This is a genomic window from Salinibacillus xinjiangensis, from assembly GCF_009649735.1.
In the GTDB taxonomy this organism is placed as follows: domain Bacteria; phylum Bacillota; class Bacilli; order Bacillales; family Alkalibacillaceae; genus Salinibacillus; species Salinibacillus xinjiangensis.
On record NZ_WJNH01000008.1, the window covers coordinates 61074 to 74346 of the forward strand.

Here is a 13273-nt window from a genome sequence, read left to right on the forward strand (position 1 = left end):
GTTCCAGAAAATGTTAACGTAATTTTACCATTTTTCATGATAAAAAATGAGCTTGGAAACTGAATCCAAGCTCATTACCATTACTCTGTTCTAGGTGGTTTGTCGGTTAGCTTAATCTCTTCATTTTGACCTTTAAAATAATCCAAATTAAACTCATTCTTAAACAGCATGACTGGGCGGTCCAAATAGTCATTAACAACCATACTTGTACTTGTGTGCATCAGCTTATTAGGAATTTCACCTTCTTCGACCCACCGAGCAATTTGATAGCTTAATGGCTCCATCACTAAGTCTACTCCATACTCGGCCTTCATTCGATAAATGAATACATCAAATTGTAGCTGACCCACGGCACCTAACACCGTTTCTTCCATACGAGGTGTACGATAAACCTGTATTGCACCCTCTTGGGCCAACTGCTGTATTCCCTTAATATATTGCTTATGCTTCATCGCATTTTTCGGCCGCACTTTGGCAAAATGCTCGGGTGGGAATTGCGGGAGGTCCCCAAAGCTAAAAATATCCTTCGACCCACAAACAGTGTCTCCGATTTGATAGACACCTGGGTCATAAAGTCCGACAATATCACCAGCATACGCCTCTTCTACACTTTCCCGACTATCGGCAAAAAATTGCTGCGGTTGGGCCAATTTCATTTGTTTTCCCGTACGCTCAAGCCAGGTAGACATCCCCTTTTCATATTTTCCCGAACAAATTCGTAAAAAGGCAATTCGATCTCGGTGAGCAGGGTCCATGTTCGCTTGAATTTTAAACACAAAGCCAGAAAATACATCATCTGTTGGTTCAACTGTTCCTTTTGAAGACTCACGGCTTGCTGGGTATGGGGCCATTAGTAAAAAGTGCTCTAAAAAGGTTGGTACCCCAAAGCTAGAAACGGCACTACCGAAGAATACTGGCGTTTGTTTTCCTTCTTTAACCGCATCAGCATCAAATTCGTTGCCAGCCTCATCCACAAGCATGAGATCTTCAATTAACTGATCAATCGTAGCTTGATCTGCAACATTTTCTAAAGACTCTTGAAGCTGATCATAGTCCTCAATGTATTGCGTACCCGCTTTTTCGCCATCCTCGTAGTATTCAATTCGTTTTTCAAAACGATCATAAACCCCTTTGAACGTTGGTCCCATACCAATAGGATAGTTAATCGGCGTTGATTCAATGCCAAGCACTTCTTCAATTTCTTCAAACAGCTCTAATGGTTCTTTTCCGAAACGGTCCATTTTATTAATAAAGGTAAAAATCGGAATTCCCCGATCTCGACATACCTTGAAAAGCTTTTTCGTTTGGGCCTCTACCCCTTTGGCTACGTCTAGAATCATGACCACACTGTCAACAGCCATTAAGGTTCGATATGTGTCTTCACTGAAATCTTGGTGACCAGGTGTATCCAAAATGTTAATTTTTGAGCCTTGATATTCAAACTGCATCACACTAGATGTAACCGAAATTCCTCTTTGCTTCTCGAGCTCCATCCAATCTGATGTAGCAAATTTAGCTGATTTTTTCGCTTTTACAGACCCTGCCGTCCGAATGGCTCCCCCTAATAGCAACATTTTTTCCGTTAACGTGGTTTTACCTGCGTCTGGGTGGGAGATAATTGCAAAGGTCTTCCGTCTACTTACTTCTTGATTGATATCTGACATATTTAAAACTCCTTCTACAGATGATTAGCCATCTTATCTTGTATTTGTTTCTGTTAAAGAAGTTTAGTATCACATTGGAATTGATCCCCATTTCCGTTTTTGAATTAAAATTACTTTTCATATCATATCATATTGGGTTATGATGGTGCGACTTGTGGATGGAGAAATTGGTCTGGATTGCACTAGCATGAAAAGAACTGAACCTTTTTTTCTTTTATTGAATATTCTTTTTGTTAATTCCTGTTTGGATAATGCTATTTAAACCTGCTTTGGGAATTATTAAACCGCTCGTCAAATTTATTGAACCTGATCCAGAATAAATTACATCTCTTAAGACTGTATTGTAACTTAGTATAACTTTTGCTATGGAATCCTAGGTGATTAACACTGATATCCCCACAATTGCACACAATCAAAAAAATAAAAAAACCCCCAACCGATTTCGCTGGGGGCACCTTTACTACGCTAAACAAGTTAAATGATTTTTCTGTGCTAAACTCTGGATCATCGGCATTTTCGATAGATCCATATTTCCTCCACTAACAATGACTCCACATTGCTTTGATGGAATACGGTGACCGTGTGCCAAAAGTCCAGCAAAAGCAGTAGCACCTGCTCCTTCTAATAGTGACTTCCTACGTTCTAGCATGTAAACCATGGCTAGAGCAATATCTTCATCCGAAACAGTGACTATATCGTCTACATATTGTTGGATGAGTGGGAAGGTTTGGATGCCTGGCTTTTTCACGGCAATGCCGTCTGCAATCGTGGAAACCGTTTTGACAGTTGACGGTCCACTTCGATAAAACCGATTATAAGCTGGACTTGCACCTTTCGCCTGAACGCCAATAATCCGGATTTTGGGATTAATATGCTTAGCAGCGATGGCAATTCCGCTTATCAGTCCCCCACCACCAACAGGTACCATGATAGTATCAAGTGATGGTTCCTGTTGTAGCATTTCAAGTGCAATGGTTCCTTGACCTGCAATCACATCCGGATCATCAAATGGATGCACAAAAACAAGATCTTCTTTTTGCTGCGTTTCCATCGCGGCTTCATAAGCCTCTTGAAAGGACTCACCGGTTAACACGATTTGTGCGCCGTAGCCCTTGGTTGCTTGAACCTTTGCATTAGGGGTTTTTTCAGGCATAAAAATTTTAGAGTTAATCCCTAATTTCGTTGCAGCAAAGGCAACACCTTGGGCATGGTTTCCTGCAGATGCGGCAATAACCCCCCTTCTCGCCTCAGAATCAGTTAGTTGAGCAATTTTGTTGCTCGCACCTCTTAATTTAAAGGCGCCTGTTTTCTGTTGATTCTCCATTTTAAAATAGACATTTTTTCCTGTTAGCTTGTTAATGGATGTTGACGAATGCACAGGGGTGCGATGAACTACATCCATAATTTGTTGCATCGCATCCGTGATTTGATTTCCAGTTACGCAATTCCCAATGTCTTCACACTCCTCTAATTTTTCACTAATTTTTGTTCATATTGATCAATTTTATCTGCCTGCCTTAAGGTGACAGCTATTTCATCCCATCCATTCAAAAGCATTTCCTTTTGATAGGAAGAGATTGAAAACGATTCTTGTAATCCAGTCGAATCCTGGACGATTTGTTCTTCGAGATTCACAGTTAGTTCATACTGTTCCTTTTCTGCTTTTTCGATTAGACTTTGAACAACATTTTCCTCTAAAACGACAGGTAATATACCATTTTTAAAGCAATTGTTGTAAAAAATATCGGCAAAACTTGGAGCGATGATCACTTTAAAGCCATAATCCTGCAGGGCCCAAGGTGCGTGTTCACGGGATGAACCACAGCCAAAGTTTTCGCCCGCAACCAGGATGGAGGTACCTCTATACTTTTCTTCATTTAAGGAAAAGTTTTGACGCGGGTTGCCATCATCCTCAAAACGCCAGTGGTAAAACAAAAACTGACCAAAGCCTTGTCGCTCAATTCGCTTTAAAAATTGTTTAGGAATAATTTGGTCTGTATCAATATTTGCGCGATTTAATGGGTAAACAAGACCAGAATGCTTTCGCAAAGGCTCCATTCGCTTGACCTCCTTTATTTCACTATTTTAACTTACAGCTGGTGAAGCAAATTTACGTACATCTACAAAACGGCCTTCAATTGCTGCGGCGGCTGCCATTTCTGGGCTGACGAGGTGAGTTCTTGCTCCGTTTCCTTGACGGCCCTCAAAATTCCGATTGGAGGTAGATGCACAGCGCTCACCAGGAGGTACAATGTCGTCATTCATAGCGAGACACATACTACAACCGGCATCACGCCATTCAAATCCGGCTTGTTTGAAGATGACATCCAACCCTTCCGCCTCAGCCGCTGCTTTTACACTATGGGAACCTGGTACAACCATAGCCCGCACAGATTCTTTTACCTTCTTTCCTCGAACAATTTCGGCTGCTTTTTGAAGATCACTTAGTCGTGAGTTCGTACAGGAGCCGATAAATACATGTTCGATCTCAACAGATGAAATCGGTTGGTTGGCTTCAAGACCCATATATTCGAGAGCTCTTTGAATGGATTCTTTCTCATTCGATGTTCCAGCTGATTCTGGACTTGGAACGGATGCACTAACCGGAACACACATGCCTGGATTGGTTCCCCATGTGACCTGGGGTTCAATTTCCTCAGCATCAATTTCAACGGTTGCATCATAGGTCGCTCCCTCATCCGTAGCAAGAGAACGCCAATCCTCAACAGCTGCATCAAAGTTCTTAGGAGTATGTCGTTTTCCTCTTAAATATTCAAAGGTGGTTTCATCCGGGCTGATTAAACCAGCTCGCGCACCGGCTTCAATCGACATATTACAAACAGTCATTCTCTCTTCCATCGATAGACTGTGGATAGCATCGCCCGTATACTCAATGATATAGCCTGTTCCAAAGCGAATGCCGTGTTTAGCAATAATGGCCAGGATTAGATCTTTAGCTGTAATTCCTTTGCCAAGCTCACCATTCACCTTCACATTTAAGGTTTTCGGTTTTTGCTGCCAAATGGTTTGAGTAGCAAGCACGTGCTCGACCTCACTCGTGCCAATACCAAATGCTAAAGCTCCGAAAGCTCCGTGTGTGGATGTGTGGCTATCTCCACAAACAATGGTCTTACCAGGTTGAGTAAGGCCAAGCTCTGGTCCTATGACGTGAACAATCCCCTGATCGGGATGATCAATATCGGCTAAGGATACCCCAAACTCCTCACAGTTCTTTCGCAGGGTTTGCATTTGTGTTTTGGAAACCTCATCTTTAATAATATGCCTTTCTATGGTTGGAACATTGTGGTCCATTGTGGCATAGGTTAATTCTGGGCGACGAACCTTTCTATTTTTCATCCGCAGTCCCTCAAAGGCCTGCGGGGAAGTCACTTCATGAACAAGATGCAAATCAATATACAATAAGTCCGGTTTCCCTTCTTCTTGATGCACCATATGTCGATCCCAGATCTTATCCACAATCGTCTTCGGCTTATCCATCATCTCAACTCCTTTTTCGGGGTCAGTCCCCCATTCCTTTAAAGCGTTAACGCTGTACCGTAAGTGGGGACTGTCCCCACTTGCGGTGATGCGTTAGTGTGGTAAAGCTAGGCGTAGCAGCTCATAATGCTTTCGGATACGTTTCTTGATGAAATCCCTTCTACTACGTGGCGTGTCATTTCCTTGGTGTTTACCTGCTCGCCGCCTTTAATATGCAAATCGGCTGTATGGTAGCCAAAATTGAGTACCTCTTGAACTGCTTCCTCTACTGCACATGCCTCCTCATCCATTTGGAAGGAATGTCTAAGCATCATGGCAGTAGATAGGATCATCGCAATTGGGTTGGCTACACCCTTACCTGCAATATCCGGTGCAGAGCCATGTACCGGCTCATATAACCCGACACCATCTGTTCGAACACTGGCTGACGGCAGCATTCCTAATGAACCCGTTAGTACAGAGGCTTCGTCACTCAAAATATCACCAAACATGTTTTCCGTTACAATCACGTCAAATTGGGTTGGATTTGTAATTAATTTCATTGCAGCTGAATCAACTAACTGATGCTCAACCGTTACATCAGGATATTCTGCCTTTTTCTCTTCCACAACCTCGCGCCATAGCTTACTAGACTCGAGCACATTTGCTTTATCTACTGATGTGAGATGCTTTCTTCGTAGTCTTGCACTTTGAAAGGCTTTTTCAACGATTCTCTCAATCTCCATTCGCTGATAGGCTAGTGTATCAACCACAGATTCACGATCTTTACTAATTTCACTTGGTGTCCCGAAGTATAGTCCTCCTGTTAATTCACGAACAATTAAAAGGTCACTACCTCCAACAACCTCTTCCTTTAAGGGAGACGCGTGTAACAATTGAGAAAACCCTTTGATTGGCCTCAGATTTGCAAATAAACCTAACGACTTTCTAAGCTGCAAAAGACCTTTCTCTGGACGAAGGTGAGATGGGTTTTGGTCCCATTTTGGGCCACCTACAGCACCTAATAAAATGGCATCTGCTTGATGACAGGCATCCTCTGTTTCGGCTGGAAATGGTGTTCCAGAACAATCAACAGCCGCTCCACCAATATCACAAGCTTGATAGGAAAATTCATGATCAAACTGCTCTGCAATAGCATCCAAAACCTCTCTTGCTGATTGAACAACCTCCTGACCAACCCCATCTCCCGGTAACAACACAATACGCTTTTTCATGAATCCCTAACCTCCTTTTTTATCGAGCACCTTACGTTAAAAGCTCTTTACACTTGAACCTCTTTCATTTGATCCGTACGACTTTGGTTAACTAAAACCCGATTTAATGCGTTAATAAACGCATTGGCTGATGCTTCTAACACATCCTGAGCAGATCCCCTACCACTCATTTCAACATCCTGAACTGTCACCATTACATGTACCTCCGCAAGAGCATCTCTGCCTTTGCCAACAGAGTTCAGCTGGTAATCAGTTAGATGAACTTCTTCCTGTACAAGCTCCTCAAGCGTATTATATAGCGCTTCAACACTACCCTTACCTGTTCGCGCTGTCTCTACACGTTCACCATCTGGTGTGGTAAGTGCAACTGTTGCAGTTGGTAGATTGAAGGAGCCATATTGTACTTGGAATGATTCAAGCTTATATTGTGAAATGCTTACTGAATCAGTTTGAAGGTCAGTTAAAATGGTAAACAAATCATCGTCTGTGACCTCTTTTTTACTATCTGTTAACGCCTTAAAGGTTTTAAAGGCTTCCATAATTTTCTCCTCTGAAAGCTTATAGCCCATTTGCTCCACTTTGTCTTTAAAGGCATGGCGTCCAGAGTGTTTTCCAAGTACGAGATTATTAGACTTAACCCCTACCATTTCAGGTGTAATAATTTCATAAGTGGTTACATCTTTTAGTACTCCATCCTGATGAATACCAGATTCATGGGCAAAGGCATTACGTCCCACAACGGCTTTGTTAGCAGGAACCACCATTCCAGTTAACTTACTTACTAAATCACTTGTACGCTTGATTTCTTTTAGGTCTAAATTCGTTCCGTGCTGATAATGGTCGTTACGGATTTTTAGGGCTAAAGCAATTTCTTCTAGAGAGGCATTACCAGCTCGTTCTCCAATTCCATTAATGGTTCCCTCCACTTGAGTAACCCCATTTTCAATGGCGGCAATAGAGTTTGCAACAGCCATTCCCAAGTCATCATGACAATGGGCAGATAGGTCAACCCGGTCTATATTCGGAACATTTTCTCTTACATAACGGAACATTCTGCCATACTCTTCTGGTGTTGTATATCCAACAGTATCTGGTAGGTTGATTACGGTCGCACCTGCATCAATGACCTTATTAATAATGGTAACGAGGAAGTCTAAATCCGAGCGACTCGCATCCTCTGCTGACCATTCCACATGGGTAAACTTTTTCTTGGCATAAGAAACCATTTCCACTGATGTCTCAATCACTTCTTCGGGCGTTTTCATAAGCTTACGGGTCATGTGAATAGGAGAAGTGGCCAAAAACACATGAAGTCTCGGTTCCTCAGCATCTTTTAAAGCATCCCAAGCAATATCAATATCGGATTTAAACGTTCTAGCAAGACCTGTTACAGACGTGTCTTTAATCGTCCTAGCAATCTGGCGAACAGATTCAAAATCCCCCTTGGAGGAAGCAGGAAATCCTGCCTCCATAATGTCCATTCCAAGTCGCTCCAACTGCTTAGCGATCTCAAGCTTTTCCAGTTGGTTTAGATTCACACCCGGCGACTGCTCCCCATCCCTAAGTGTTGTATCAAAAAACTTAATTTGAGCCATGCGTAACCACTTCCTTTTTCGATTTAGTAGATTTCTTCACGAACGGCATTAATGCACGTAACTCTTTACCTACTTCCTCGATCTGGTGCTTACTCTCCTTATCATTAATGGCATTAAATTGTGGACGGTTTGCTTGGTTTTCTAGAATCCAGCCTTTAGCAAATGCTCCTGTTTGAATATCTGATAGAACTTCCTTCATACGCTCTTTCGTTTCCTCATTGACCACTTTAGGTCCGGATACGAAATCTCCCCATTGAGCAGTATCTGAGATGGAATAGCGCATGTATTCCAGTCCGCCCTCATACATGAGATCAACAATCAACTTTAGCTCATGTAAACATTCAAAATATGCAACCTCTGGCTGATAACCTGCTTCTGTTAGTGTTTCAAAACCTGATTTCACGAGGTTGGATAGTCCTCCACATAGGACTGCTTGCTCTCCAAATAGGTCTGTTTCTGTTTCCTCTTGGAATGTTGTTTCCAGAATTCCTGCACGGCCAGACCCAATCGCTTTTGCATAGGCCAAAGCTACACTTGCTGCTTCACCTGTCACATCCTGATAAACCCCATATAGTGAAGGTACGCCTGCTCCTTCTTCAAAGGTTCTTCTTACTAAGTGGCCTGGAGCCTTTGGAGCTACAAGGAATACATCGACATTAGATGGTGGTACGATTTGATTAAAGTGAATGTTAAATCCATGAGCAAATGCTAGTGCATTGCCAGCCTCTAAATTTGGTTTGATTTGTTCCTCATATACCTTTGTTTGTAATTCATCTGGTAGTAGTACCATTACTACATCTGCTTCAGCCACTGCCTCTGGAACGGATTTTACATTCATTCCGTCTTCCTCAGCCTTATCCCAAGACTTTCCACGACGTAAACCAACAACAACGTCAAATCCACTTTCCTTTAAATTGAGTGCATGGGCATGGCCTTGAGATCCATATCCCACTACTGCTACCTTTTTCCCCTTTAAAACCTCATCTTGAATATCATTGTGATAAAGTACCTTTGCCATTTTTACATCTTCCTTTCGATTTTTATTTTAAAATTGAATATGATGGTAAATCAGTTACTTGTGGCTGATGTCCTCGTAAGAATGCAGTTAGACCTGTTCTTGCTAATTCCTTAATTCCATATGGACGAAGTAAGTCAATTAGAGCCTCAACTTTATCGGTTTTACCGGTTACTTGAACCGTGAGGCTATCTCTACTCACATCGATAATCGATGCTCTAAATGGTTCTATAATTCCTTGAATTTCATTTCTTAGCTGACTGTTGCTAACCACCTTAATTAGGGCTAATTCACGAGCAACAATGGCCTTATCGGTAATATCTGAAACCTTTAATACATCAATTTGTTTATTTAATTGTTTGACCAGCTGCTCAAGCTTTTGGTGGTCTGGAACCTCTACAACAAATGTCATTTTCGAAATACTATCTGTCTCCGTTCGACCTACTGAAATGCTTTCTATGTTAAATTGTCTTTTGTGAAGTAAGCCTGTAACCCGATTGAGTACACCGCTGCGATTTTGAACGGTTGCTGTTATGACTCTCCTCATGGTTTCACCCCTATCATTTCATGAAGTCCTTTACCTGGGGCTATCATCGGATAGACATTTTCAAGCTTCAGTACCCGGCAATCGACAACAACAGGACCGTTATAGTTAAAAATGTCTGGAATGATGTGCTCTAATTCTTCAGGTGACTCAACTCTTAATCCCCTTATTTGATAGCTCTCAGCTAGTTTGACAAAGTCGGGTTGAACGGTTAGTAATGATTCGGAGTAACGCTCATCGTAGAACTTCTCTTGCCATTGTCGAACCATTCCTAAGGCTTCGTTATTGACGATAATGACTTTTACTGGCAACCCTTTTTCCTGTAAAAGGGATAATTCCTGCAATGTCATTTGAAAACCACCATCGCCAACTATGGCTACCACGGTTTCATCTGGTTTAGCGAGCTGTGCCCCAATGGCAGCTGGGAAACCAAATCCCATAGTCCCTAAACCACCCGAGGTTACCCACTTATCTGCATTTGTGAATTTATAGTATTGTGCTGCCCACATTTGATGCTGCCCCACATCCGTTGTAACGATGGCATCCCCATCCGTCGCTTCGTGAATTTTCTGAATTAGCCATTGTGGAGAGATCTTTTCCTGTGAATCCTCATACCATAAAGGGCATTCTGCTTGATAAGCATTTAGTTTATCCATCCACTCATAGTGCTTAGGACTTTCATTTGCCACTGAAAGGAGTTCGGATAAGGCTGCTTTTGAATCCGAAACAATTGGAATTTTTGTTTCGACGTTTTTTCCGATTTCAGCAGGGTCTATATCAATGTGAGCGACCGTTGCATATTTGGCAAAATGGTTCAGATTTCCCGTTAACCGATCATCAAAGCGAGCACCAATATTGATGAGAAGATCACATTCATATAAGGCCTTATTAGCTGCGTATGTCCCATGCATTCCTGCCATACCAAGAGATAATTCATGGTCACCAGGGAAACTACCTAAACCAAGTAAAGTAGTCGTTACCGGCAAAGAATGCTTAACAGCAAATGCTTTTAATTGACTTGAGGCTTCTCCGTGTAAGACTCCAGCACCCGCAAGTAATACTGGTTTTTTGGACCTTACTAAAGCATCAGCTAATTTCTTTATTTGTAACGGATTTGGCTTAGTTGTAGGCTGATATCCTGGCAAATGAAAATCCGTGTCATAATTCTCATCGTGAATGGTTGCCGATATATCTTTCGGAATGTCAACAACAACCGGGCCTTTTCGTCCGGTGGAAGCAATATGAAAAGCCTCCTTCACAATTCGCGGTATGTCACTTAAGGACTGAACCTGGTAATTGTGTTTGGTAATCGGTGTGGTAATCCCCATCACATCCGCTTCCTGAAAAGCATCTGTACCAATCACAGAACGTGCAACCTGCCCCGTAAATACGACCAGTGGCAAAGAATCCATCATCGCATCTGCAATCCCCGTTACAAGGTTTGTAGCCCCTGGTCCTGAAGTGGCAATGACAACTCCTGGTTTACCTGACACTCTTGCATACCCTTCTGCAGCATGGACTGATCCTTGTTCATGGCGAGCTAAAATATGATCAAATGACTCCCTTGCCTTATACAATGCATCATAGATTGGTAATACGGCTCCCCCCGGATAACCAAATATTGTATCTACTCCCTCATCGATCAACGATTGTACGAGCAGATCTGCACCTGTTTTCGGTTTAGCACCGGTTTGAGTTTCCGACTTGGCTTCAACGCTCACTTTATAATCCCTCCTGAATAAAAAGTTTTTTAATGATTAAAAAAAGACCCATCCTCCCATATAAACTGCACAAAAGCAGAATATAAGGGGAGAAAAGGTCTTTTACTTTTCACGGTACCACCCTATGTTCACAGTATCCTCACAAACACTGCCTCACGAAGCTATTCACTAGCCTCTTTAATAACGAGTGCCCAAATTAGTAGCACCCGGCTAAGCCTAATTAGTATCATCCGTTCAGCTTAACACTCAGGGACGATGTCGGAATAAGGTGTATTTCCGGGCTTCCAGCAACCCCGGCTCTCTGGGAATACAGTCACTTATTCCTTTGTTCCCGTCATCACTTTACTCAACTCATTAAATTTTCATAACACCGCCTGTGTTGGCTGATGTAACGAGCTTTGCATATTTGGCTAAATAACCCGACTTAATTTTAGGCTCTGGTTTCTTCCAATTTTTCCTACGCTCTGCTAATATCTCATCTTCTACGAGTAATTCAATGGAACGAGTCTCTAAATCAATTAAAATACCATCTCCGTTTTCAACTAACCCAATAGGTCCACCCTCTGCTGCCTCAGGTGAAATGTGTCCAACAGAAATCCCTCTTGTCGCTCCTGAGAAACGACCGTCTGTTATAAGAGCCACTTCTTTTCCTAAACCACGTCCTGCTATCGATGAAGTAGGAGCCAACATTTCCGGCATTCCGGGTCCGCCTTTTGGACCCTCATAGCGAATGACTACAACATGACCTGCTTGAACGGTTCCATCATCAATTCCTTTTTGAGCCTCTTCTTGAGATTCAAAGACAATCGCTTCACCTAAGAACTTCTTGATGGATGGATCTACGGCACCAACCTTAATGACTGCACCATCTGGGGCAATATTGCCATACAGGATGGAAAGTCCCCCAACCGGACTATAAGGATTTTCCTTTCTACGAATCACCTGATCATTAATGATTTCTGCGTTTTGTACATTTTCATAGAGTGATTGGTTTGTAACGGTAATTCGATCCTTATGAATTAAGCCATCAATCTTACATAATTCATTGATAATGGCGCTAACTCCACCAGCTAGATGCACGTCATGCATGGAATAATCAGATGCTGGACTGATTTTGGATAAATACGGTACCTTTTCTGCAATTTCGTTAATGGATTGTAGGTCGTATTCGATCCCTGCTTCATGAGCAATGGCTATGGTATGAAGAACTGTGTTTGTAGAGCCCCCCATTGCCATATCTAATGCAAAAGCATCATCAAAAGCCTCTTTCGTCAAAATATCTCTTGGTCGAATGTCCTTCTTAACAAGTTCAACTAAGTGATGTGCTGCCTGATAAATTAACTCGTGTCTCTCCTCTGATGTAGCAACAATCGTACCGTTACCTGGAACTGTTAATCCGAGCATTTCCATTAAGCAATTCATGGAATTAGCTGTAAACATACCAGAACAAGATCCACATGTCGGACAAGCTAATTGTTCAATTTCGGTTAACTCTTGCTGACTCATATTCCCAGCATTATAAGAACCGACACCTTCAAAAACGGAAACTAATGATAGGTTATCTCCACTTGAAGACACCCCTGCTTCCATTGGTCCTCCTGATACAAAAACAGATGGTACATTCGTGCGTGCTGATGCCATTAACATACCTGGTGTGATTTTGTCACAGTTTGGAATGTAGAATACACCATCAAACCAGTGTGCATTAATGACGGTTTCTGCAGCATCTGCGATAACCTCTCGACTTGGTAACGAATAGCGCATTCCAATATGCCCCATCGCAATTCCGTCATCTACACCGATTGTATTGAATTCAAACGGTATACCGCCCGCTTCTCGTATGGCGTCTTTTACAACCTCTGCAAATTTATTGAGATGTCTGTGACCCGGGATGATATCCACATACGAGTTACACACCCCAATAAACGGCTTACCTAAGTCGCTCGTTTTAACTCCAGTTGCGTGAAGCAAACTTCGGTGTGGAGCGCGGTCAATCCCTTTCTTAATCATGTCACTTCGCAT

General features: G+C 42.3%; 10 protein-coding genes. All 10 read right to left on the reverse strand.

Features of this window, described 5'->3' with window-relative positions; translation table 11 throughout:
- Nucleotides 1–80 precede the first annotated feature (80 nt).
- Nucleotides 81–1664, reverse strand: a complete 1584-nt coding sequence (locus GH754_RS13195; RefSeq protein WP_153729158.1) for a peptide chain release factor 3 — start codon at nt 1662–1664, stop codon at nt 81–83.
- Between the two features lie 460 nt (nt 1665–2124).
- Nucleotides 2125–3066 carry a threonine ammonia-lyase gene (gene ilvA, locus GH754_RS13200; RefSeq protein WP_228550262.1) on the reverse strand — a complete coding sequence of 314 codons (942 nt, stop codon included), beginning with the start codon at nt 3064–3066 and terminating at the stop codon, nt 2125–2127.
- Nucleotides 3067–3131: 65 nt separating this feature from the next.
- On the reverse strand, nt 3132–3722 hold the full coding sequence (gene leuD, locus GH754_RS13205; RefSeq protein WP_153729160.1) for a 3-isopropylmalate dehydratase small subunit: 591 nt from the start codon (nt 3720–3722) through the stop codon (nt 3132–3134).
- A 27-nt stretch (nt 3723–3749) separates the two neighbouring features.
- Nucleotides 3750–5162, reverse strand: coding sequence for a 3-isopropylmalate dehydratase large subunit (gene leuC, locus GH754_RS13210; protein ID WP_153729161.1), 1413 nt, complete (start codon nt 5160–5162; stop codon nt 3750–3752).
- Nucleotides 5163–5269: 107 nt separating this feature from the next.
- The gene (gene leuB, locus GH754_RS13215) at nt 5270–6376 is read right to left on the reverse strand and encodes a 3-isopropylmalate dehydrogenase (protein WP_153729162.1); all 1107 of its coding nucleotides are present in this window, start codon (nt 6374–6376) and stop codon (nt 5270–5272) included.
- Nucleotides 6377–6423: 47 nt separating this feature from the next.
- Nucleotides 6424–7971: a 2-isopropylmalate synthase gene (locus tag GH754_RS13220; protein WP_153729163.1), complete on the reverse strand. Its 1548-nt coding sequence runs from the start codon at nt 7969–7971 to the stop codon at nt 6424–6426.
- Complete coding sequence (gene ilvC / locus GH754_RS13225) at nt 7958–8989, reverse strand: ketol-acid reductoisomerase (protein WP_153729164.1); 1032 nt, start codon at nt 8987–8989, stop codon at nt 7958–7960. Before ilvC ends, GH754_RS13220 begins: the two co-directional genes overlap by 14 nt.
- 22 nt (nt 8990–9011) lie before the next feature.
- Entirely contained in the window at nt 9012–9533 is a 522-nt protein-coding gene (gene ilvN / locus GH754_RS13230; protein WP_153729165.1) for an acetolactate synthase small subunit, read from the reverse strand.
- Nucleotides 9530–11251 carry an acetolactate synthase large subunit gene (gene ilvB / locus GH754_RS13235; protein WP_323742016.1) on the reverse strand — a complete coding sequence of 574 codons (1722 nt, stop codon included), beginning with the start codon at nt 11249–11251 and terminating at the stop codon, nt 9530–9532. Before ilvB ends, ilvN begins: the two co-directional genes overlap by 4 nt.
- A 354-nt stretch (nt 11252–11605) precedes the next feature.
- Complete coding sequence (gene ilvD, locus GH754_RS13240) at nt 11606–13273, reverse strand: dihydroxy-acid dehydratase (protein ID WP_153729166.1); 1668 nt, start codon at nt 13271–13273, stop codon at nt 11606–11608.